This window comes from Brachybacterium massiliense (assembly GCF_900184245.1).
Classification (GTDB): Bacteria; Actinomycetota; Actinomycetes; order Actinomycetales; family Dermabacteraceae; genus Brachybacterium; species Brachybacterium massiliense.
This window is the reverse complement of sequence record NZ_FXXB01000008.1, coordinates 504,243-526,688: the sequence shown is the minus strand read 5'-3', so window position 1 is coordinate 526,688 and position 22,446 is coordinate 504,243. Positions and strand designations below refer to the sequence as shown.

Sequence of the window (22,446 nt, the reverse complement as noted above, 5' to 3'; positions counted from 1 at the left end):
TCACAGGGCCCGTGCGGGCTGCTCGCGGGCGGGCTGTTCCTGCTCGGGCGGCTCGAACCCGCCCTGCCGCTGCGGCTGCTGCCGGTTCGGGGACTCCATCTGCGACAGTCGGCGCGGGGTGCCGATCTCGATGTTCATCCGGGCGGCGTCGGGACCGAACCGGTTGGCGATGAACTCCTTGCTCTCCACCCCGGTGTTCGGGTTCGTGCTGGTTTCGAGACGGCCGTGCGCAAGAAACCAGTCCTGCTTCGACAGCATCTCGCCACCACTCTTCGCGGCGCCGCGGAACGCGACGACATCGTGGAAGGTGGTCGGCAGCTTGGTGCGCGACCCGTCCGGGCCGTACTCGTAATGCTCCTGCCCGGCCTTGAAGTACAGGCGCGGCTTGCCGTCGTGCCAGGTCAGCTGCGGTTCGGAGGCGACGAACCCGTAGAAGGCCTGACCGATCTCCGGGTCGACGTCTGGCTGCTGCTCGCTCATCGTGTGCTCCTGCTCTGCTCATGCCGCCCGCTCGTCGTCGGGGCTGCTCGTGGCAGGCAGGTGCACTCGACCACCCCGGTACGCCCGCGTCGTCTACTCGCGGTGGGCGCCGCGCAGGAGCCGTTCGACCTCGGCTCGATCCGACTGGATCTGTTTGCCATCGGGGCGGGCGGGCCACGCCCGCAGGTCGGTGATGATTGGCGGTGCCGACCGCAGCAGGGTCACCGCGGTGCCGAACGGCAGGCGCCGGATGTGATCGGGCGGCAGGATCGCGACCCGCCGCACGCTGCGCTGGTTGGAGCGGGAGCCGTGGTCACCGACGGTGGTGGTGTCGGTGAGCTCGTCGCGTTCCCCGATCAGTGTGGAGAGGTCCTGGAGGTCGCGGCTGTTGGAGGCGCCGCCGAGGATGATCTTCACGATGGACGCATCCCAGATCGCGCCGGCCTGGTGCTCGTTCCACTTGTCCCGCGCCTGCGCGAGAGACTGGAGCACCGCGAGGGTGGTGATGCCGGTGCCCCCGCCTTCGGCCATCAACGTCGGAAGGCTGGGAAGAGGTGCCAGGTTCCCGATCTCATCCAGACACAACAGCAGCGGCGGGTCCAAACGGGCACCCGTCGAGCGGGCGGCCATGCGACGGGCCGTCTCCACCACGTCCTCGACCAGCGCAGCCACGAGTGCCGCGCTGTTCCCGGCGCCGGCGCCGGTGGCAAGGAGGAACAGGGTGCCGCGCTCACGGATGAACGCCTCGGGATCGAACTCCTCACCCTCACCGGGTGAGACCGCATCGAGCACCCGCGGATCAGCCAGCGCCGCGAGAGAGAGGCTGACGCCCTGCCAGATCGAATCCCTTGTGCGCGGATCGGCATCGATCATCGACGCGAGCGAGTCCGCCCACCCGGTCGCGGCCTGCGGGTGGTTGGTGAGGATCGCGACCGCATCCGCCGCGCTGGTGGGGTCGAGAGTCCACCGGAACAGCTCAGACGGTGATCGGCCGTCGAGGGCGGCAGCGTGCAGCAGCGCCTGCAGCGCGGCTTTCGTCTTGCCCTCCCAGAAGTCGCCGCCTTCGACCCCGCCCGCGGACAAGCCGGTGGCAGACGCCAGGCCCGCGGCGCGGATCATCGCGGCCTGCGGAGACTCGCAGCCCCGGATCGGTGACCACCGCATCCCCGCCGGCAGGCCCTGGGCGAGACGCTGGGGGTCGAACACCGCCACCGGGCCAATACGCCTTCTTGCGCGGAGGCAGGCGGTGACGTTATCCGGCCGGGTGCTCGTGGTGACGACGGCGCCGGGCGCGTCGAGGATCGCCGGGATGATCAGGTGCAGGCCCTTGCCGGAACGGGGCGGCCCAATCAACAGGATCGAGTCCTCCACGCTCGCCCACACCTCGTGCCGATGCGCGATCCCGAGCCGATACCCGACATCGCCCGGCTCGAGGTTCTCCAAGCTGGGGCGCAGGGTGCCGGCCCGCCGCATGAGCGCCTTCGCCGACGCGGCCTTGGCGACCTCGTGACCGGTGGCAGTGCCTTCCTGCCGGTGCGGATCGGCGGCGGTCTGCCGAGTCAACCGGTGGATCATGGTCCAGGCCCAGAACCCCGACACGGTCAGGATGGTGAGCATGAAGGCGGCGGTGATCCAGTAGACGACCGGGTTCAGGCCGGTGGCGCCGAGCTGCCCGCCCGGATCGGCCGGGTGGAAGAACACCGCGACCCCGCCGGTCGCCCCGGCGGTCGGCTGAGGTGTGCCGGTGACGAACGCGGCGACACTGCCCGCGGCGCGGAGCACGAAGGCGACCCCGAGCAGCCCTCCGATCGCGATGAGCAGGAGGTTGGTGAGCTCATCACCCATCGGCTGGCCGGGGCGGCCCTGCGCGCCGGTCACGGCAGGCCCCGGACGGCGATCGTGCCCGAGACGCGCCCGACCAGCACCACCTCCGCCGCCTTCGCTGCGGTGACGACCTGGGGGTCGAGGAGGGCGCGGGCCCGCCCATCGGGGGTCGCGTCGGTGTGGGCGACGATGACCGCGACGGCGATGTCTTCGCCGGAGATAAACCCGTCACCGCCGTCGATCTCGATGGAATCTGCCCCGCGACGACGCCTGCCGGGCTTCCTCACCGGCTCCGGCTCCGAGTCCGTGTCGCGCTTCAGAGCGGGGCGTTTGGCGGCGGGGAGGATGTCGGTGAAGGTGCTGCCGTCGACCTCGTGCACGGTGACGCGCACCGGGATCGCCCGGTCGCCGGTGACGTGATCGATGATCTGTGCGAACATCGCCCGTCGCCACGCCCCCACATCCTCCGGCGCAGCGACCGGGTGGTGGTCGAGGGTCGCGGACATGGTGCCGTCATCGTGCACGTCGAGCACGAGATGCGGCACCGACACCGGTGCGGGACTGGTCGAATCGGCAGGGGTGTGTGCGTGTCTCATGCCCGCCAGGTGCACCCGCACCTCCTGGTGTTCCTAGCTGCGCGCTGCTGCTCGCGAGCTTGTGTCGAAGAGTCGGTTTTCGGCGGGGTGTAGCTGGTGTTGGACGACGTAGGACGAGCCCTTGATCTTCCACAGCCCTTGCCCGACCCCGAGGGTGGGCAGCAGGGCCTGTTCGGTGCCGGTCAGCCCGAGCGCCGTGGAGGTGGGGCCGAGCTGGTCGGATTCTTGCCGGTAGATGATCCGCGTCTCCGCGTTCGCGAGCAGGCTGTTGGCGAGGCCGCGCATGGCTGAGCCTTGGTCGCCGACGTTGTCGAGGTCGGAGACTTTGTGGAAGATCATCGCGTTCGCGATCCCGTACGCCCTGGCGAGCCGCCAGTGCGCGTCCATCCGCTTCAGCAGGGCGCGTTGGGACATGAGTCGCCAGGCTTCGTCGTAGATGCACCAGCGTTGCCCGCCGGCGGGGTCGAGGAGGGCGGCTTCCAGCCACGCCGACGAGCAGGTCATGAGCGCGCTGATGAGGGTGGAGTTCTCGGTGACCTGGGACAGGTCGAGGGAGATCATCGGCAGCGACGGATCGAACACCTCCGTCGAGGGGCCGTCGAACAGCCCGGCCAGGTCACCGGCGACCAGGCGACGCAGGGCGTGCCCGACGATCCGCCCGTCCTCTCGGAGCCTGCCGTCGGGATCGCCGTCGGGGTCGAGGAGGTGGTCGACGATCATGGGCAGGATCGGCACCGAGTTAGCCCGCATGGTCGCGGCCAGGGCGGTGTCGATCGCGGTGTGCTCCAACGGCGACATGGGTCGCGCCAGCACGGTCTCCGTGAGCGCCCCGATCAGGTCGCGTCGCCGGGAGACGACGGTGGCTGTCCATTGTTCGTCGCTCATCCCGGCGGGTCGGTATCCCTCATCGAGGGGGTTCAGGCGGGAGGGCAGGCCGTGGCCGAGCTTGATCGCCCGCCCGCCGACGGCTTCCGCCACGGCGGTGTGTTCGCCTTTGGGGTCACCGGGGATGTAGACGCGGCGCCCGAACCCGAGCGAGCGGGTGTAGAGGCTCTTCGCGAGGCTCGACTTGCCGGAGCCTACGATGCCGGCGACCACGATGTTCGGGGCGGTGATGACCCCGTTCGCATACAGCACCCAGGGGTCGTAGACAAAGCTGCCGCCGGAGTAGAGGTCTTGGCCGATGAACACGCCTTGGGAGCCGAGGCCGCCTTCGGCGAGAAACGGATACGCCCCGGCGAGCATCGCGCTGGTGTCCTGATGTTTCGGGAGGCGAAACCGGCCCGGCGTGCGCAGGGTGGCGGGACCGGGCTCGCCGGCGGTGGGCAGATACCGGGTCGCCCGCCGTTCGGCCCGCTCGCGCTCCCGCTTCGCTTGGGTCTCGGCCCGCTCGCGGGTGCGCTGTTCGGCGACGAGCTCCGCGGCGGCGGCTCGGCGCTGCTGGCGCAGCCGGCGCCGCTCTTTCGCGGGGGCGACGAGGACGGCGGAGTGCAGCTTCTCGCGGTCGCCGCTCACCGGAACAGCCCCCGGTTCTCGGCGACCTCATCGATCGCGTCCGGCCGGAACCACGACGACGCTTCCGGCCGTGCCGGTCGGCGATGCCGCTCCCGTCGCGGCTCAGGCTCCGGTACAGGCAGTGTGGTGGTGCCGGAGGCGGGCGCGTCGGGGTTGGGGGCGTCGATGCGGCGGGAGAGCCCGACGTAGCCCAGGTCGGGGCTGTAGGTGAGGGCGTAGTCGCCGGAGGTGGCGAGCCGGTCGGCGGCGCTGTGCGGGGCGGTGTCGTAGAAGTACCCGTTCTCCATCGCATCGCTGACCGTCTCCTCGCCGTAGTCCCAGCCGGCGAGGTGGGCGATCGCGGCGTCCGTGCCCCGCCGGTCGATGATCTCCATCACCGGGTCCGCGTCCTCGCCTTGGAGGAACACGATGCTGACCCACCGGTGCTGCGGATCGTCGGGCTTCCACGCGATCTGCCCCGCCTTCCCGGATGCCTGGTCGAGGGAGACTTCGGCTTGATCCATGCGGGCGGACGCGGTGCGCAGCGCGTCGATCGTGTCACCGAGGAGAGTTCGTGCGGCGAGCGAATCGCCGTGATCGGTCGTCGCCCGTGCCGCACTGCGGTGAAGGTTCTGGGCGAGCTGATCGGTGACCTGGGCCAGGTACCGGGTGCTGGCCAGCAGGTTCCCGATGACCTCATACATGGCGCGCGGGTCTTCGATGTTGATCGTGGCGTGCGCGAGCCCACGCAATGCCTCAGCGGCTTCGCGGGCATCGGCGAGCGGATCGGTGAAAGTCGGCATGACAGCTCCTCAGGTTTCGGCGGGCGCGGCAGCGCCCCGACCCCGGCGGAGGTGAGATGGGGTCGGGGCGCTGTGTTCCCCAGGTGCGCACGGCTCTGCGGTGTCCGTGGTGCCGGATAGCGTTGCCACGCAGGTGAATCGAGAGGAGCCGAGTTGGGATCACAGCAGTACCGCGGGGAGCTGGAGCGCAAGCGCAAGCAGCGCGTCGACGCGGAAAAGAAGGCCGGTGAGTACCGGAACAAGGAGTCAAAGAAGCGTGCCGAGGCGGACAAGGCGCGTCAGGAGGCGACGAAGACCAAGAGCGCGTCGACACAGAAATCGAAGTTGAGCCGGGCCGCCCAGCGCGACAAGGAGGCCGCGTCCGCCGGAAGCGAAGCGAACAAGTGGGCGGACAAGGCCTCCGGCTACCGGAAGCAGGAAGCAGACCTCCAGACCAAGCTCGCCCGGGCAGAGCGCTCCGAGGCCGACGCGGCGGAACGCAAGCGCAAGCGAGAGCAGACCGCCGCTGACCGGCGGGCAGCCGCCGAACGCGCGGCAACCGAAGCGCGCTTCGACCGCACGGAACATGCTGTCGGCGAAGCCCTCCGGGAACTGCGGGCACCCAAGCCCGAGAAGCTGCGGGTGCTGTTGCTCGGCGCGTCCTCCGAAGGCGATCTACGCGTCGGACGAGAGCAGAAGCGCATCCGATCCGCGGTCGAGTCCGCGCTGCACCGAGACCTGATCGAACTCGATGTCCGCCCTGCCGCGACCGCGAGCGACCTGCTGGGTGGCATCACCAAGTTCCGTCCGCACGTCGTGCACTTCTCCGGACACAGCAACGAAGACCTCATCGTCTTCGAACACGACACCGACGCACCGCACGACGGGCACGTCGTCACGGCGCGCGCGTTCTCACGCGCCATCGCCGCCACCGACGACCCGCCGCTGCTCGTGCTGCTCAACGCCTGCAAATCTGCCGCACAGATCGATCAACTCGTCGCGGACGTCGTCCCGTTCGCCATCGGCATGGCCGACAGCATCGACGACGGGGACGCCATCAACTATGCCGCCCAGTTCTACGCCTCCATTGCGAACGGGCAGTCCGTGCGCTCGGCGCATCTGTCCGGACAGGCCGCGTTGGAGATGGCCGGCCTCGACGGTGCCGAGCTCCCGACCCTCGCCGTAGCTCCCGACGTCGACCCCGGCGCCACGATCCTGGTCAAGCCCACCGACTGACCACATCTCAGATACGGCGGGCGATGGGCAGGGCGGCGGCGGTGAACGCGGCGGCCTGCTGCCCGACCAGGCGCCGGGTTTCGCAGGAGGCCTGGATAGCGGCCTGCTCGATCGCCGCGACCGCCGTGTCGAGCTCCTCGACGGTCGGGGCGGTGACGGCGATGAGGCCGGTGTAGCGCAGCACCCCGTGCCCGGCGGTCAGGTCGGCCTCCTGGCGAAGCACGTCCTCGTACTCGGCGGTCTGGGAGGCGTCCTGGATCTGGCCGATCTTCGCTCGCTGGGCGCGGTCGCTGATGTACTCCACCTTCTTCTTGCGGATGTCGCGCACGGCCTGGTCAGTCCTGAGCGGGGTGCACAGCAGCGAGATCGACCGCTGTATCCCCGTCGACAAGGTCACCGGGGCGAGGAACCCGGGATACACCATCGCCCTCGGCCATTCGCTGATCCACAGCACGGCGTGGTAGCCCGAGTCGGTGCGCAGGCGCTCCCACGTCTCGGCGACCGCGACCGGCCCGGCGGTGGCGAGGTCCTGCCCGAGCTGGCCGTGGCGTTCCAGGGTCGGCCCGATCGCGGGGTCGTAAGCGGTGCGCAGCATCACCGCCAGCTCCCCGGGGGTCAGCCACCCGGACGGGGTGAGGTCGGCGGCGCGGAGCGCGGAGACGAGGGTGGTCATTTCCTGGCGGAGCACGTTCGCCGCGCCCTTGATGCCGCCGCCGGCGGTCCGGATCTGCCGGCCCGCCGCCTTCATATCCAGAGACAGCGACAGCGTCATGGCGTGCCGTTCCCCGGCAGGCCCGGCCCGGTCGATCAACTCTGCATAGGTGGTCGAAGCCCAGGAGGTGTCGTGGGTGCCGTGCTCGGCCCACCATTCGGCGAGCCCCTGCCCCGAATCCGGCAATGTCCGTTCCAGGACTTGGAGGGTGGCGACCCGGCCGGAGCGGCAGATCGTCGCCAGCACACGGCCCCAGGCGGTGACGCGGCGGTGCTGCTCGGACGGGTCCAGCAGCACGAACGCCGGATGCGTCACCGACACCACCACCGTCAGCGTGTTCGCGGTCGGGTCGTGGATCATCCCGGCCCCCGTCTCGGGATCGGTGTACTCGCGCAGCCTGGCCATGTCACCCGGCAGCGCGAGCGTACCCTCGGGCCTGGGGGTCACGATCCGGCGCCGATACAGCAGTTGTCCGCCGGTGGTGCGCCAGGCCCACCAGGCGCACACGGGTATCCACTCGACCAGCGCCCGACCGCCGGCCTTCACCCAGGTCAGGGCGATCGCGGCCGCCCAGATGGGGGCGGAGTAGGCGATGAGGATGCCGCCGCCGGCATAGAGCGCCCCGATCAGGGACGCGCCGCCGATGCCGAGGGCGATCATCTGCGACAGCGACAGGCCCAGGATGAGGCCGCGTCGGGTGAGGCGGGAGAACTTCACCGGCACCAGCTCGCCGGCGCTCGGTGTGGTGTCGTCGGTGCGGGGCATCGCCTACTCCTTCCCACCGGCCGGGCCGGGGTCTGCTGGGGCGGACGGCTCGGTCGGGGGGTTGGGCACCGGTGCCGACGGAGCCGGCGGCGTACCGCCGCCGCCCGGGCCGCCGTCGCCGCTGCTGCCGTTGGGGGTGGTGTTGCCGGTGTTCTGCGCGTCGGCAGTGTCGGAGGTGTATAAGAGACAGCGTCACGTCCGCCCCCGCCATCAGGGCTGTCGAGGATCTTCTTCGGGCCCTCACCGCCGGCCCTGGTGGGGATCGGGAGGGGGCGGTTCATGGCGTTCTTTGCGTCTTGCTCAGCGCCCATCGAGTTGTAGAGGTCGAAGCCCACGAACGAGATGAGCCGGTAGACCATGTAGGGGGCGAACGCGGCGATCCCCATCAGCACGATCCCGGCGATCGGCTCGGTCACCGCGGTCAGGCCGGTGTCGATGGGGGTCGCGACCTGCGTGATCGCGACCAGGAACACCACGACCAGGACGAGCTTGGAGACGATCAGGGCGATCAGGAAGGTCGCCCATTTCCCGATCCACCCCTTCGTGACATCCCACGACGCCCCCGACAAGGCGAGCGGGGCGAGGACCACGGTGACGAGGATCAGCGCCTTGCGGATCAGCAGGCTGAACCAGACGATGGCGATGGCGGCGATCATCAGGCCGGCGAGGAAGATCGAGACGATCGCGCCGACGCCGGGTGCGGCGATGTTCAGCCCGGACAGGGCGCCAGCGAGGAGGAGGAGCTGGTTGCCCATCGATTCGGTGGTCTCCCCGGCGGCCTGGATGAGGCCGATGCACAGCTGGTCGACGATCTCCAGCAGGACCGTGGTCAGCGTGATGACCATGAAGCTGCCGAGGATCGATTTGCCGGCCCCGAGCGCGGCGCGGGAGAGGGCGCCGGGGTCGCGCTGGATCATCCCGGTGATCAGTTGGAGGAAGAAGAAGATCGCGATGATGAACAGGGCGATCCCGAAGACGATGTTGTAGACCGAGATGAACCCGTCCTGGGTCAGGTCGACCAGAGTGGTGGTGTCGAAGACGGTCCACATCGTCTCCATCAGCCAGGCCGCGGCCCCGGCCATCGAGGAGGCGAGCCAGTCGAACGGGGCGGCGATCAGGGACGCGGTGCCCTCACCGACCGCGTCGCACACGGTGGAGATGACGGGGATGTCGCACACGCTCACGGCGCACCCCTCCTTTCACACGCAGAAGAGGGGGTCAGACCTGCTGGCCGACGGTCCAGCCGAAGTTCACCAGTGCGACGGCGGCGCCGCAGATCACGGCCGCGCCGCAGGAGATGAGCAGCCCCGTCTTTCCCCGCCCGGCCAGGTGCGGGTTCGAGGAGTTGGAGCCGTAAGCCCAGATGATCGCGGAGATGATCAGCGCGAGCACGGACAGGATCAGGCCGACGGTCATCACGGCGCCGACGATGGTGCGCAGCTGCTCGATGCCCGGCAGGCCGCTGGAGTTGGGGTCGATGTCGATCACGATGTGCCCTTTCACGAGACGAGAGACAGTTCCGACCGCCAGGTGCACCCCCGGACCCCCGGGCACACGAAAGGCCCGCCCCGAGGTGCCGAAGCACCAGAGGACGGGCCAGAGAAGACAGACGACGACCGCAGCGGGGTTAGAGCTGGTTGCCGATGGTGATGAGCCAGTTCAGCCACGCGACGCCGGCGCCGGCGAGGATCGCGCCGGCGAAGGACACGAACACCCCGGCCCGGCCGCGGGCGGCGAGCTGGTAGTTGCCGTTGCTGGAGCCGATCGCCCAGCAGACGCCTGAGACGATGAGCATCAGCACCGCCACGATCAGCACGAACATCAACAGCGCGCCGGCGACCTCCCGCAGATCCTCGATCCCCGACAGCCCCTCGAAATCCGGGAACACCTCCATCACACCCCCTCCCGGACCGTGATATGGAGGTGGTCGAAGTGCCCGCCGGTCACATCTGAGGGGTCGTGCATCCCGCCGCCGCTGTAGTCGCGCCAGCCCTCATCGGCCCGGGCGAGGGACCAGATCTTCCCTTGCCAGATCAGGTACTCGACGCCGAGGATCTCGGCGTCCTCTTGGAGCCAGTTGGTGACCTGCCACCCGTACTCGAGCTGGGCCGGGGTCGGGTACTGGCCGATCGCGTTCCCGAACACCACATCACACGCCCGCCCGATCGGATGCTCCGATTTCGATCCCGGCCGGGGCGAGTAGCACGCCCACGTCGACTCCGGGAACGCGGCGAGGGTCTGTTCGTAGACGCTGCGCATCCGCACCGTGATCTGCCCGCCGCTGGTGGGGTCGTCCACCAGCTCGTCCGGGTCGCCCTCCACCGGCGACGGATCACCCGCCGTGCCCTGCTCGCTGTCGCAGTCGTCCTGCCCGGGTGGGGTGACGTCGGACTCGTCGAGGTCGGCGGCGTCGTGGTCGTTGAGCCATTTCGCGGGGTCGATGTACTCGCCGTCGGTGCCGCCGTCGCGGACCTCGAAATGCAGATGCGGCCCCGTCGACATCCCCGAGCTGCCGACGTCGGCGATGTGCTGCCCGGCCCGCACCGTGTCACCCGGGGCGACGTGGATGCCGTGCTCCCAAGAGTGCGCGTACGCGGTCGCAAGGGTCTTCCCGTCGATGCGGTGCTCGATGACGACGAGGCCCCCGTAACCGCCGGAGAACTCCGCGACCGTCACGATGCCGTCCGCGGCGGCGAAGATCGGGGTGCCGTCCGGGGCCGAGAAGTCCGAGCCGGTGTGGAAGGACTGCTCCCCGGTGATCGGATGCACCCTCGGCCCGAACGGGCTCGTCGGCACCCAGGTGCCCTCCGGCAGCGGGAACACCACCCGCGAGGACTCCACCGGATCCGCGCTCACCAGGACCGGGGCACGGGTGGGGCCGGGATCGCCGCTTCCGGTGAGGGCGGTGAGGATGTCTTCGGCGACGGGCTCGTAGTTGTCGTAGCGGTCCGGGTACGCCGATACTTCGACGGCTTGGGCGGCTTCGCCCTTGCTCATCTGCTCCCACCCGGGAATGTCCAGCAGCCCCCTGGGTGAGCCGGCGTTGGGTCCGCCCGGGCCACCGAAGAACGCGGCGGCCTGGTAGTCGGGGTCCATGAGCTCGGCGACGGTGCCCCACCCGGAGGCGGGCCGCATCTGAAACAGGCCGAGGGAGTCGTGATCTGAGCCGTTGCCGTCGTGCGGGTAGTCGCCGCTCTCCGGATACGCGGAGGTGTTGGCGAGCATCCGCATCCGAGACTCCGTCAGCGCCGCCATCAGCGCGATGATGATCCCGTCCCGGCCGACCCCCTCAGTGGTTGAACCGGTCTCGATGATCGTGGCGGCGTGGGTGAGCTCGGTTCGTCCGAGGACCATGTGTTCCCCGTTGCGGGTGGTGGAGGTCAGCTCATCCGGGATGTCGCCGACCTGCACGCTGCCGCCAGGAGCTGCGCAAGAGGCGGCCGAAGGATTGACGAGCAGCCCGACCGAGACGAGCACGATCATCGGGCCGAGCAGGACGAGGGCGGCGAGCCCCGCGATCGCTTTGCGCAGCATCAGAGCGTCCCCCTGGGTTTCAGCGCAGGGGCTGGTCGAGGACGGACAGGCGCAGCAGATAGCAGGGGTCGCCGTCGGGCGGGCAGGTCAGGAAGATCGTGAACGCCACCTCATGCGCGCTCGACGTCGGTTTGTCGTTCCAGATGCCCTGCCGGTGGCGGATGCCCTCGACCGTGTACGCGGTGGTCCCCGGCGCCAGTTGCCCCGGCTGCGCCTGAGCTTCGGCCTCCGCCCACGCTTCGGGCACGAACACGTCCGTGATCTCTAGGTGCTGGGTGGTGGAGTATTTGCGCAGCTCGACCCAGGTGTCGCGGGTCGGGAGGTAGCCGGCGACATCCGATGCCAGGCCCGCCTGCTCGATCCCGGAAGGGTCCGCTACGGCCAGGAGCACGCTGGTGTGGTCCGGCGGCATCAACCCGGTGGTCGTGTCCCACTCGAACAGCGCCTCGGCCACCAGCCGGGCGAACTCCTCGGGGTCGTCGGTCTCGGGGATCGGTGCCAGCTCACCCGGCGCGCGGTCCGTCGTGCCCGGTGCGGTCGGTGACGGACGCGCAGGCGGCGGGTCGCTGCTGGTGGTGCGGGGGCCGGAGACCAGGCCGTAGACACCGACGCCGACCAACAGCAGCACGACAACAGCGGCAGAGATCATGACGACCAGTCGGCGTCGGGAACGAGAAGCATCTGTCGGGTTCATGCCCACCAGGTGCGCCCCGACGCACATCCGCCCCAGCACCCACACGGGGCCCGGGGCGGCGAACCGAAGGAGGGTCAGAGGGCTCGCAGATGCCGCACGCCACCCTCCTCACCATCGTTGTCGTTGTCGGTGTTGCGGTTGCGTGCGGCACGGAGGGCGGTGGCGAAGCGGGCGGTGCCATCGGCGATCGTCAGGAACATCTCAATCTGCTCCTCGCTGAGCTCGCCGGCGAGCACGGCCGGGTCGTAATGCGTCCACCAATCGGTCAGTTCGCCCCAGATCACGACGAACGAGCGGGCCGTCCACACCGTGAGCCCCGCCGGCGCGGGAGCAGCAGGGTTCTTCGTGCGGCGGGGCCGGTTCTTGGCGCGGGCGACCGCCTCCTGCGCGAGCCGGTCCAGCTCCGCATCCCGGCTCCGGGCGGGATCGTCGATGAGGGCGCGGACCTCCTCGAAGATCGGATGCACCGGCGCTCCCGACTCGATCCGCGCCAACGCATCAGCGACCTGGGCTCGGGTGTCGTCGGGGAGGTCGTCACGGTCGGCGGCCTGCTGGATCGCCTCGATCTTGTCCAACGTCCGATACGACGCCGCTCCCGGGATCATCGCCGCCGCCTGCTGCCTGGCCTCACCCGCAGTCGGTGACGGTGCCGGAAATTTTCCGCCACCGTCCTCCCCACCCTCGCCGTTCTCGGACGGTTGGTGGTCGCTGCTGAACCGGGATGCTTCCTGCCGGCGGGCCGCGTCCTCGGCCAACAGCTCTTTGAGCTCTCGGTAGAGGGAGGCTGCTTCCAGTGGGGTGAGGTCCTTGTGCAACAGGTTGTCGTCCTGCTCCGCAAGAAGATGCCCGAGCCGGTCCGAGATCCCTTGCCGCACCCACACGTTCACCACCCGCCAGCCGAGCTGCTGGATCGCGGCGAGCCGGCGCCTGCCGCACACGAGCACCCCGTCCGGGGTGATCGTCGGGGGCTGGAGCAGACCGTCGCGGGCGATCGACGCGGCCAGAGCGTCGATGTCGCCCAGGTCGGTGCGGTGCCGGTTCCCGATCCTGATCGAGGACACGGCCCGTTCCAGCTCGATACTCATCGCCGGCCTCCATTCCTGGGTGCCGCCAGCGACACGGTGAGCACGAGGTCGTCGTCGTGCAGCAACACCGGTAGCGTCTCACCGATCAGCAGGCGCAGCAGGATGCCCCGCCCCGCCGAGGTCGCGGCGACACCGGGAGCGGGGTTGCCGAGCAGTGCCCGCAGCAGCGCCGTCCACGAGGAACCGGGCAGATCGAGCAGGGCGCGGGAGTGCCGGTCGCGGCGCAACACCTCGAACGCAGACTGCCGCGACCCCGCACGGGCGAGCGCGTGGCAGACATGCTCAACCGCGGCGCGGGCCGTTTGGGCCGGCCACCCGAGGACGGTGACGAACGCGATCGCGTCCTCCACCGCACCAGACGCCGACGTGACCACCCCCGCCGGCTCCACCACCTCCCGCTCGCCCCCGTTCTCGCCGGTGTCGTCGTCGGGGTGGGGGTCGGTGATGTGGAACGCGGGATGGTAGTCATCCAGCGGGTTCTCGCGGTCGGAGAGGCGTTCAGCGTCGTGGAAGACCGAGTAGTGCGGACGGCGCGCCTGATGCGTCGAGCACAGCAGCCCCTGGGCACGTTCCTCGGCGATACAGGTGATCCGCACCGCGTGCGTGACCACGCCCCACGGGTCATCGGCCTCGCGCGCGGAACGAGTGCGCATCACAACGAACGCGGCAGCCGCCGCCTCCCACGGATCAAGACCGTGCTTACGCGCCAGAGCCGCATACTTCTCGGCCGCGTACTGCATGAGATTCGCGGCGGTCGGATCGGTGCGCCACGCGCCCGGCCCGTCCGCGTGCAGCCGGGCCAGCAGAGCGCGCAGGCCCTCGCCAGTCGTGTAGTCCTCGCCGCCCGGGCCGGCGGCAGTTGTCGTGTGCGGGATCATCTCGGCACCTCCTGACAGGCAGGTGCACACCGACTCCCACGAACAGCGGGTCGGTTAGGGAAAGAACGTCGGATCGTAGACATGACGGCTCACCCCTGGGTCACTTCCTGCCCAGACCCGGCGCCTCGGGCGCGGGCTCCTCGCGCCCGAACGCCGAGACCGGCGGCAGCCGCCTCGCGCCCGCGGCGATCTGCCGACCGACATACTTGGCGCTGACCGCGATGCCGTGCCGGGTCCCACGAGCGAGCTTGGCATCCAGGTCGATGCCGCTCCGCGACAGAGAGCCGCTGCCACGGGAGAGCAGGTCGGAGGCGCGCACCCAGTCCACCCCGCGCGTCGGCTTCTCCACGTCCACGCCCTCCGCGGGCTGCTTCTCGCGGTCGACGTCGGCGGCCTGGATCGCTTCCGGCGCCATCCCGGCCGACGGGTCAGGCCGCTCCGGTCCTGCTGCCTCGGATGGTGGCGGCGGTTCGGGTGACTGCTGGTCGTGCGGGTGCTGTTCGGTGTTCATGACGGTTCCTCCTCGGCTTGTTCAGGTGGGGTGCCGGCCTCCCGCGGGCCGGACGACTCAGAAGACTCAGACCCCTCGGCCTCGGGCTGGGGCTGGGGTGGTTGGGGAAGCCACCGCCCCACGGTCGAGGGGTGGACATCGAGTTCGCGGGCGATCTGCTTGTTCGACCAGCCCGCCTCCCGCAGCCGCGCCGCCCGCTCCCGCCGACCAGAACCAGCCACCGGCGGAGCCGGCTCGTGGGGCTCGTGCGTCACGGGCGCGGACGGCTCTACTTCGTCCTCGTCCTCGTCCTCGTGCTGCGGTGAGGGATCGTCGGGCGCCGGCGCCTTGCGCGGGGCTGGGATCTCGGGCGCGGCGCCGGCCGCCGGCACAGCCGGCAGCGGCGCCTCCGTCTGCGGCGGTGTGGTCGTGGTGCGGGTGGAACGGATGAGCACGACCGTCAGATGCGTGGAGGCCAGCAGCACCAGTGGCGGGACGGCGGCGACGGTCGCGGCGAGCAGGCCCGGCACGGACGCCTCGGCGGTGACCAGGGCGTGAGCGGTGTTCGCGGTTACCGACATCAGCGCACCCGCGATCAGCAGCGCCCACGGATACCAGGCCGCCCGGCGCCCATCAAGCGCGACCACGGCGACGGTCGCGACCACGATCAACCCATCGACCAGCAGCGGCCAGATCCACGCCTGCCCGCCCCCGATCCCGGAACGCACGGCGAGGTCGGCCAGCGCCGTGAAGCTCAACCAGAACGCGCCCGCGCCGATGAGCACAGTGCCCGACGCGGCCGTGACCACCGCCCACCCGCGCCGCCGTTTCATCCCAGCCCCCTCGCCGGCGCCAGCCGCTGCTCCGGGGCCGCGTCACGCGCCGGAACGGGGTGGGACGCCCTCGTCTCACCTGCCGGAGCTGGGGTGCCGTCGATGCGCTTGTAGCCGGAGGTGACGGTGCGGGTGATCTCCCGTGACCCGAAGTCGGGCTGCTCGACCGTGAGCATCGCGTCCAGCGCATCCCGATACGGCACGCCTTCCTCGGCGAGCACGCAGGAGGCCCAGAACAGCTTTCGGTTCCGGTCGGTGCGCTCTCCGCCCAGCCAGTTCGCGAGCTTCTGCGGATCGGTCCGCCCCTGCCCGCGCAGCCGGGGCGGGAATCGGCGCGGCGGACGGGGCGGTTCGAGAAAACGCCGCAGCCGGCCCGCGTCCAGCGGGTGTGCGGGGTCGGTGCCGACCTCGGTGATCCGGTAGGGAACGGTCGCGCCGTCGATCACGCGCAGCGAGGGTGGGGCGACGATGTAGCCGCCGTCGCCGCGGAAGTCGATCCCCGCATTCCCGGCCTGCCACGACCGCTGCTCCATCTCGTCGGCGGCTGGGTAGTAGAGGTGCAGGCCGCCCGTGGGCGAGCGCACCAGAAACTTCCACCCGGCGACCAGGCCGGCCTGGTCGGCGCGGTTCAGGGCGTCGTAGCCGTTCGTGCCGTGCACGTCCACATCCACCACGACCAGGCCGGAGGCAGCGCCGGTGGGGATGCCGATGTTCGCGTGTGGGAAGCGCCGCCACCACGCCTCGACCTGACCCAGATCGGTTGTGGCATCCCGGAAGCCGCGGCCGTTGCGGATCAGCGGCACCTTGGCGCGCGGCGCGACCGGGAACACCGGCACCCCCGACACCGCAAGCCCGCGGGCCGCACTCGGGAGCGGCTGCTCAGTGATGTCGAGGAAGAGCGCCGACAGATCACGGGCAGCCATCACAGCCCCCGCCCCGCTCGCTCGGGTCGCAGCTCCTCAGGCTCCGTAGCGGGTGCCGCCCGATCTTGGCGACGCTCCTGCGGCCGACGCTGTGTGTCGCGGTCGAGGCCGGGCGGGGTGCCGTCGCTCACCTGGACCGTGTCGAACCCATCGAGGATGTCGATCGCGGTCTTGCGGATACGCTCCCCGGCGGCCTGCACCACCTCGACCAGGTTCTTCCCATCCACGGACGCCGCCCACCCGGCCACGTACGGGATCGTGTACTCGCTGGTGTCTATCCCGTGAGCGGCGCCGATCATCAGCGCCACGGACTCGGCTTCGACCTCGCCGATCCCGCGATGCTGGCGGGCCTCCTCCTGGTCGGGGCCGTGCATCAGCACGTGGGCGAGCTCATGGCCCTCGGTCTTCACCTGCGCGGCATCGGGCATGTTCTCCCGCACCGCGACCTGGCGGGTCTCGAAGTTCGTCAGCCCGTTCGCGCCGCCGATCATGCCCTCGTGCGGCACCCACAGCAGCTCGAACCCCTCCGCCTCGATCCGCTCCGCTAGCCCCTCGCGCAGTCCTTCCGGCGCCTCCCCGGTCAGCAGCCGCGGCTCCGGCTTCTTCGGGAGCGGGTCGCCGGTGGTCTGGGAGACATCCCAGACGTAGGCCGGGCGTACCCCGACCATCTTCGAGCGCACGACCTCGCCCGGCTTCGGCTTCTCACCCCGATTCAGGCGCCGCCACGACGCCGGATCAGAGGGGTTCGCCGACGCGAATCTTCCGGTGACCGGGGCGAGGGTCTGGTATCCGGCCTGGCCTTTGCCGACCTGTCGGCCGAGCTGTTGCCACTGCTTGTACCCGGCGACATAGGTCGGGAACGGCTCCGGTACCCGGCCCTGTTCGAACGCGGCCTGATGCTGCTCCCAGATCAGCAGGACGTTGTTGAACGACCGCGACCGGAACCTGGCCGCGAACCGGAGCGCGTCGGCCCAGTCGTCACCGGTGACGAGCCGCTCGACGGCACCGGTGAGCTTGTCGTGGAGCTCGTCGAGCTTCGCCTCCCGCGCCTGGCGGGCCTCCTCTTGCCTCGTCGCCATCGTCCGGCCTCCTCCCGGCGGGCCAGCCACCAGGGGCGGTGGCTGGCCCTGTACCTGCGAGGTGAGCCAGGCACATCCGGCGAGTCGAGACGGTCAGCGAACTACGGGATCGGTAGGTTGGCCGCCAGGACAACTTGTGGTCGTGCCTGACGTAGGACATACCGGACTACCAGCGCTCCCGCCGACGATGTGCGGGAATCGGTGATGTCCGGTCGGACGCCGGGCGAAGTGACGGTTTACCGGACCACGGTGCCGTTCTCGGGGTGATCGGCAGTGACGGGGCGCATGGCGCGGTAGCGGCTCGGGCTGAGCCCGGTGTGCTCGATGAACGCCTCCGTCGCCCGCGACCGGCTCGACCAGCCCACGCGCCGGCCCGCAGCAGCGACGGGCAGATCGGTCTCGCGCAGCAGCCGCGCCATCTCCTGCACCCGCAGCATCGTCAGGTAGGCGATCGGGGTCTTCCCGAACGCCTCAGCGAACACCCGCGTGAACTGTTGCGGAGACAGTCGCACGGTTTCGGCCAGCTCGCCCAGCGTCCACGGGTGCGCGACGTTCTCGTGGAGGGCTTCGCGAGCGAGTAGCGCTTCTCGGCGCAGCGGCGCGAACCGGCGCGTACGCGGCAGCACGGGACGCGAGCGTGCCCGCTGCAACGGCGTGAGCTGTACAGAAGATCGACGGATATGGGGAGTGACCACGTCCATGATCGCGAACCAGAGCGCCTGCAGCCGATGGAATCGGTGGTGGAATTGCCCGTCGAGGCTGAGGGCGACCATCTCATCCAGCCACGCCATCATCATGCCCGTCCGATCCTCACCGAGGCGCAGGATCTGCGCTGGGTCCGAGTAGACCTTCTCAGCGAACCCCATTGCATCGAGCCGGTCGTACAGGATGTCGGCGTGCTGCCAGAACGCCTGATCGATCACGTAGTCGGTGTCGGCATAGATCGTGGTAACGGTGATGTGCCCTTCTGGTTCCGACCCGCACAGCACGTTCGGGCCGAGCAGGATCACATCTCCCGGCCGTACCGGCTGCTGCCCGAACTCGCTGAACAAGATCGCGCTGCCATCACGGACGACGATCAGCTTCACGCAGTCATACGCGACCGGCCCGACCGGACGATGCAGAGTCCGCGTCCGCGCAACTAACGCATGAAACCCCTCAGCTCTCAGCGGCACTCACCCTCTATCGACGTCCTCTTCCCTTGCCTGCCGTGTGCCGCCGGTAGGAGTAGTGCAGCAACTGGACTCGCTCGCCCGAGGGCGCGGTATCGAGGGTTTGTCGTTGGAATACGAAGCCCGCTGCAGTGAGAGTGCGCTGCGAGGCCGAGTTCTCGGACAGCGCCCGCGCGGTGAGTTCATGCAGCCCGCTGGCCCTGGCGAACCGGGCTGCCAGCGCCAGAGCGGTAGCGGCGACACCTGACCCTCGATAAGCGGGATGAATCCAGAACGCGACCTCGGCGGACTCGTCACTCACGTCGAAGAGGGCCAGGCTCCCGGCGAACGCGTCGGTCGTGGTGTCAGCGATCGCGAGCCCGGCGAGGTCGCCACCCCGCGGAGAAGTAAAGATAGCGGCGTCTTGAGTTTTCAAGAACTGAGCTCCTGCGTCGAGCGACGAGCGAGGTTGAGCAGGAGGAGCGCTGCGACGGCGAAGCCTGCCGCGATCAGTGGGAGGCCGCCCGACCCAACGCTAGAGAGGATGAGCCCGCCGGCTGCGGCTCCGATGGAGACGCCGAGGTAGGTGCCCGAAGTGTTGAGTGCCAGGGCTTGTCCGGAGACGGGACCCGCGAGGTGGTGCAGGCGGGCCTGGATCGCTGGTGAGTTCCAGAACGCCATCCCACCCCAGACCGTGGCCACGACGAGCACGAGCGGTAGCGAAGCGGGGCGGCTGGCCCAGAGCACCCAGAGTGCGAGCATCGAGGCGACGATGGCAGCGATGCCGAACAGGAGTGTTCGGTCTGCGCCCCAGCGGTCGGTGGCGATACCGCCGAGCCAGATTCCGAGGATGCCTGCGATCCCGGACAGGCTGAACGCGAGTGCCCGTTCCTCTACGCCCGCTGTCGTGGCCGAAGCCAGGTAGGGCGCGAGGTAGGTGAGCATCATCATCGAACCGGTCATCAGCACGCAGTTCGCCAGCAGCCCCAGCGAGATCGGCAGTTGTTGCAGCGTGCGCACCTGGTCGCGCAACACCGGCGTCTCGTCCGGCCCCTCGCTTCGGGGCAGCGTCGTGAGCACGAAGACGAGCACGATCGCTCCGGCGACGGCCATTGCTGCGAACGTGGCTCGCCATCCGAACGCGCCGCCGATCCAGGTGCCGAGGGGCACCCCCGCGGCGATTGAGCCGGTGACACCGAGCGAGACGACGGCGATGAACCGCCCCACCTTGTCCGCGGGCGCGTGCCGTGCCGCGAACGCGAACAATGCCGGAGTGGTGCTCGCGGCCGCAAGCGCGGCGACGACGCGCAGCAGCATCAAGACCGTGAACGACGGCGTTGTCGCCGCCGCGATGTTCGCGGCGATGAAGACCAGCAGCGAGACGGCGAAAAGCCATCGACGCGGGATGCGTGCCAGAGCGACCGCGGCAACGGGTGCCGCGACCGCAACGGTGACAGAGAACACGGTCACGAGCTGCCCGGCCTGCCCCTCGGAGACGGTCAGATCGCGCGCGAGCTCGGGCAGGATGCCCGCGATCACATAGTCATCCGTGTACAACACGAACGCGGCGGCGAGCAGTGCGAACAACCACGCAGGCATATCTATCGGCTCTCATTCGCGGTGGTCAGCAGCAGCCGGAGATGCGCGCGCAGTATTTCCCTGACCCGGTCGGCGCTGAGGCCGCCGTGCGGTGTCACGGCATCCATCGTCAGGCCGCCGACCACGGCGACCAGTTGCGCGGCGGCAAGGTCGGGATCAGGGAGGTCGAGTGCGTCGAGCGCTTCGCGCATCACGGCGGACAGGTCAGTGCCCATGCGCTCGGACATGGCACGGAACACTGGCCTGGTGCGCGAAGCTATGACGAGCTCGACCACGATGATCGTCTCCGCCCGGCGCGCATCATCGACGGGCATGACTGTCTCGACCAGCGCTTGGAGGGCGTCCAGTGCCGCGTCGCCGCGCAGACCGCGAAGACGCTTGACCGGGTGCTCAGCGAGCCTGCGTCCCATCCGGTCACCCGCTTCTTCCGCTGCTGCGGTCAGCAGGTCGTGGTGCCCGTCGAAGTAGTGCCGCACCGAGCCAATGTTCAGCCCCGACTCGTCGGCGACCTTCCGCAGCGACACTCCCTCGATGCCGTCTGCGATGACGAGGCGGAACGCGGCCTCGATGACCTGCTGACGCCGCTGTTCGGGGTCGATCCGTGCGGGCATGATTCAGTTCCTTTCTCTGACTACGCGGGTCTCATCCCAGACCGGCTCGGCACTCTCGTACACGTCTCCGTCGGCGCCGAAGACGAGGAAGCGGTCAAAGTCGCGGGCGAACCATCGGTCGTGCGTGACGACGATCACGGTGCCCTCAAATCGGCTGAGTGCGTGCTGTAGCGCCTCGGCGGAGATAAGGTCGAGGTTGTCGGTCGGCTCATCTAGCAGCAGCATCGTCGCCCCGCCGAGTTCGAGCAGCAGAATCTGGAGCCTCGCCTGCTGCCCGCCCGAGAGAGAATCAAAGGTCTGCTCCGCGGCGTGCGCGAGTTCGTAGCGGGCCAGCGCACGAGAGGCGTCCTCGCGGGGCATCCCGGAACGGTGCTCGTCGCCTCGGTGAAGAATCTCCAACAGCGTCCGCCCCGCAAGGTCCGGGCGGCCACGGTTCTGCGCAAACCAGCCCGGTCGCACCCGCGCACCCAGGGTCGCGACACCGGTGTGCGGTACTGGATCGATCACCGTCTCGGTGACGGGCGCATGCTCGGGGCTGGGATCGCTGCCGCCCGCAGCGAGCAGGCGGAGTAAGTGCGACTTGCCGGAGCCATTCGACCCGAGCACCGCGATCCGGTCGCCGTACCACGCCTCGAAATCGAACGGATGCATCAGGCCGGTCAACTCTAGCCCTGTGCAGGTAAGCGCTCGCTTGCCGGTGCGTCCACCCTGCAGTCGCATCGCGAGGTGCTGCTCGTGCGGTTGTTCCTCGGGTGGCCCCGCATCCTCGAACCTCGCCAGTCGGGTCTGCGCGGCCCGGTAGCGGGAGGCCATGTCGGAGTTGTAGGCGGCTTTCTGCTTGTACATCTGCATAAGAGCACGTAGCTTCTGGTGTTCCTCATCCCAGCGGCGGCGGAGTTCGTCCAGTCGGGCGAAGCGCTGCCTGCGCGCCTCGTGGTAGGTCTCGAAGCTCCCAGCGTGCGTCCAGGCGGTGTTGCCGGCTGCGCCGAGTTCGAGGGTGACGATCTTCGTGGCGGTGCGGGCCAGGAGCTCCCGGTCGTGACTCACGTAGAGCACCCCTTTGCCCGTTGTGCGAAGCTGTTCTTCCAGCCATCGCTTGCCTGGCACGTCGAGCGAGTTGTCCGGTTCGTCCAGCAGCAGCAGGTCGTCCGGGCCGTGCAGCAGGGCTTCCAGCGCGAGTCGCTTCTGCTCACCGCCCGAGAGCGTCGATATTGCCCGGTCACGGCACTGCTCGAATGGCACCCCGAGCGCGGCGACGGTGCAGGCATCCCACAGCACCTCGACGTCGTACCCGCCCGCGTCACCCCACGCGGCGACAGCGGTCGCGAATGCCATCTGCGACTCCGTGGTGCCCCGATCCTCCATCACGGCCTCGGCGCCGGTGAGCCGTGCCGCCGCGTCGCGGATCGCAGGCGGCGCGACAGACAGCAACAGGTCGCGAACAGTGCCACCCGTGATGAACTGCCGCATCACGCCCAACGCGCCGGATCGCGCCACGCTACCCGCTTCAGGTGCGAGCTCCTTGGTGATGATGCGCAGCAGTGTGCTCTTGCCCGCACCGTTCGCGCCGATCAGCGCGACGCGCTCGGCCTGGCCCACGCTGAAGGACACATCGCTCAGCAGCGGACGACCGTCCGCAAGCGTGTACGCCACCGAAGCAACATCTAGATGAGTCATACA

23 protein-coding genes are annotated in these 22,446 nt (G+C 69.6%); 1 reads left to right on the top strand and 22 read right to left on the bottom strand.

What is annotated here, in order from left to right; all coding sequences use genetic code 11:
- From BN4251_RS12390 to BN4251_RS12370, 5 genes are all read right to left on the bottom strand, one after another.
- Window positions 1–480: a single-stranded DNA-binding protein gene (locus BN4251_RS12390; RefSeq protein ID WP_087485387.1), complete on the bottom strand. Its 480-nt coding sequence runs from the start codon at window positions 478–480 to the stop codon at window positions 1–3.
- A gap of 93 nt (window positions 481–573) precedes the next feature.
- Window positions 574–2,325, bottom strand: a complete 1,752-nt coding sequence (locus BN4251_RS12385) for a type IV secretory system conjugative DNA transfer family protein (RefSeq protein WP_087486370.1) — start codon at window positions 2,323–2,325, stop codon at window positions 574–576.
- A gap of 29 nt (window positions 2,326–2,354) precedes the next feature.
- Window positions 2,355–2,900 (bottom strand): hypothetical protein, encoded by a 546-nt coding sequence (locus tag BN4251_RS12380; RefSeq protein WP_170931956.1) that lies wholly within the window; start codon window positions 2,898–2,900, stop codon window positions 2,355–2,357.
- A gap of 33 nt (window positions 2,901–2,933) precedes the next feature.
- Window positions 2,934–4,415 (bottom strand): TraC family protein, encoded by a 1,482-nt coding sequence (locus BN4251_RS12375; protein ID WP_087485385.1) that lies wholly within the window; start codon window positions 4,413–4,415, stop codon window positions 2,934–2,936.
- Window positions 4,412–5,197: a hypothetical protein gene (locus BN4251_RS12370; protein WP_087485384.1), complete on the bottom strand. Its 786-nt coding sequence runs from the start codon at window positions 5,195–5,197 to the stop codon at window positions 4,412–4,414. The genes BN4251_RS12375 and BN4251_RS12370 overlap by 4 nt, the downstream gene beginning before the upstream one ends.
- 153 nt (window positions 5,198–5,350) lie before the next feature.
- Here BN4251_RS12370 and BN4251_RS12365 point away from each other — a divergent pair, with 153 nt between their 5' ends.
- Window positions 5,351–6,412 (top strand): CHAT domain-containing protein, encoded by a 1,062-nt coding sequence (locus BN4251_RS12365; protein WP_087485383.1) that lies wholly within the window; start codon window positions 5,351–5,353, stop codon window positions 6,410–6,412.
- Between the two features lie 7 nt (window positions 6,413–6,419).
- Here the strand turns inward: BN4251_RS12365 and BN4251_RS12360 are convergent, their stop codons facing one another.
- The 17 genes from BN4251_RS12360 to BN4251_RS12280 form a co-directional block, all read right to left on the bottom strand.
- Window positions 6,420–7,889: an SCO6880 family protein gene (locus BN4251_RS12360; RefSeq protein ID WP_087485382.1), complete on the bottom strand. Its 1,470-nt coding sequence runs from the start codon at window positions 7,887–7,889 to the stop codon at window positions 6,420–6,422.
- Complete coding sequence (locus tag BN4251_RS12355; RefSeq protein WP_245810338.1) at window positions 7,838–9,073, bottom strand: conjugal transfer protein TrbL; 1,236 nt, start codon at window positions 9,071–9,073, stop codon at window positions 7,838–7,840. The genes BN4251_RS12360 and BN4251_RS12355 overlap by 52 nt, the downstream gene beginning before the upstream one ends.
- Before the next feature lie 34 nt (window positions 9,074–9,107).
- Window positions 9,108–9,377: a DUF6112 family protein gene (locus BN4251_RS12350; protein WP_087486369.1), complete on the bottom strand. Its 270-nt coding sequence runs from the start codon at window positions 9,375–9,377 to the stop codon at window positions 9,108–9,110.
- Between the two features lie 139 nt (window positions 9,378–9,516).
- Window positions 9,517–9,783 (bottom strand): DUF6112 family protein, encoded by a 267-nt coding sequence (locus BN4251_RS12345; protein WP_087485381.1) that lies wholly within the window; start codon window positions 9,781–9,783, stop codon window positions 9,517–9,519.
- Window positions 9,783–11,423, bottom strand: coding sequence for a M23 family metallopeptidase (locus BN4251_RS12340; protein WP_087485380.1), 1,641 nt, complete (start codon window positions 11,421–11,423; stop codon window positions 9,783–9,785). The genes BN4251_RS12345 and BN4251_RS12340 overlap by 1 nt, the downstream gene beginning before the upstream one ends.
- A gap of 19 nt (window positions 11,424–11,442) precedes the next feature.
- Window positions 11,443–12,117, bottom strand: coding sequence for a hypothetical protein (locus BN4251_RS12335; protein WP_087485379.1), 675 nt, complete (start codon window positions 12,115–12,117; stop codon window positions 11,443–11,445).
- A 74-nt stretch (window positions 12,118–12,191) separates the two neighbouring features.
- Window positions 12,192–13,202, bottom strand: a complete 1,011-nt coding sequence (locus BN4251_RS12330; RefSeq protein WP_087485378.1) for a ParB N-terminal domain-containing protein — start codon at window positions 13,200–13,202, stop codon at window positions 12,192–12,194.
- Window positions 13,199–14,080 carry a hypothetical protein gene (locus tag BN4251_RS12325; protein ID WP_087485377.1) on the bottom strand — a complete coding sequence of 294 codons (882 nt, stop codon included), beginning with the start codon at window positions 14,078–14,080 and terminating at the stop codon, window positions 13,199–13,201. The genes BN4251_RS12330 and BN4251_RS12325 overlap by 4 nt, the downstream gene beginning before the upstream one ends.
- A 100-nt stretch (window positions 14,081–14,180) precedes the next feature.
- Window positions 14,181–14,591 carry a hypothetical protein gene (locus BN4251_RS12320; protein WP_140398433.1) on the bottom strand — a complete coding sequence of 137 codons (411 nt, stop codon included), beginning with the start codon at window positions 14,589–14,591 and terminating at the stop codon, window positions 14,181–14,183.
- On the bottom strand, window positions 14,588–15,403 hold the full coding sequence (locus BN4251_RS12315) for a DUF2637 domain-containing protein (RefSeq protein WP_170931955.1): 816 nt from the start codon (window positions 15,401–15,403) through the stop codon (window positions 14,588–14,590). Before BN4251_RS12315 ends, BN4251_RS12320 begins: the two co-directional genes overlap by 4 nt.
- A complete protein-coding gene (locus tag BN4251_RS12310) occupies window positions 15,400–16,326 on the bottom strand; it encodes a bifunctional DNA primase/polymerase (protein WP_087485374.1) in 927 nt (308 codons plus the stop codon). Before BN4251_RS12310 ends, BN4251_RS12315 begins: the two co-directional genes overlap by 4 nt.
- Window positions 16,326–17,405, bottom strand: a complete 1,080-nt coding sequence (locus BN4251_RS12305) for an ArdC-like ssDNA-binding domain-containing protein (protein WP_087485373.1) — start codon at window positions 17,403–17,405, stop codon at window positions 16,326–16,328. Before BN4251_RS12305 ends, BN4251_RS12310 begins: the two co-directional genes overlap by 1 nt.
- 236 nt (window positions 17,406–17,641) lie before the next feature.
- Window positions 17,642–18,493: a helix-turn-helix domain-containing protein gene (locus tag BN4251_RS12300; RefSeq protein ID WP_245810337.1), complete on the bottom strand. Its 852-nt coding sequence runs from the start codon at window positions 18,491–18,493 to the stop codon at window positions 17,642–17,644.
- A 94-nt stretch (window positions 18,494–18,587) separates the two neighbouring features.
- On the bottom strand, window positions 18,588–18,992 hold the full coding sequence (locus BN4251_RS12295) for a GNAT family N-acetyltransferase (protein ID WP_245810336.1): 405 nt from the start codon (window positions 18,990–18,992) through the stop codon (window positions 18,588–18,590).
- On the bottom strand, window positions 18,989–20,143 hold the full coding sequence (locus BN4251_RS12290; RefSeq protein ID WP_212647614.1) for an MFS transporter: 1,155 nt from the start codon (window positions 20,141–20,143) through the stop codon (window positions 18,989–18,991). The genes BN4251_RS12295 and BN4251_RS12290 overlap by 4 nt, the downstream gene beginning before the upstream one ends.
- Window positions 20,144–20,157: 14 nt before the next feature.
- The gene (locus BN4251_RS12285; RefSeq protein ID WP_087485371.1) at window positions 20,158–20,766 is read right to left on the bottom strand and encodes a TetR/AcrR family transcriptional regulator; all 609 of its coding nucleotides are present in this window, start codon (window positions 20,764–20,766) and stop codon (window positions 20,158–20,160) included.
- 3 nt (window positions 20,767–20,769) lie between these two features.
- On the bottom strand, window positions 20,770–22,443 hold the full coding sequence (locus BN4251_RS12280; protein ID WP_087485370.1) for an ATP-binding cassette domain-containing protein: 1,674 nt from the start codon (window positions 22,441–22,443) through the stop codon (window positions 20,770–20,772).
- Window positions 22,444–22,446: the final 3 nt, after the last annotated feature.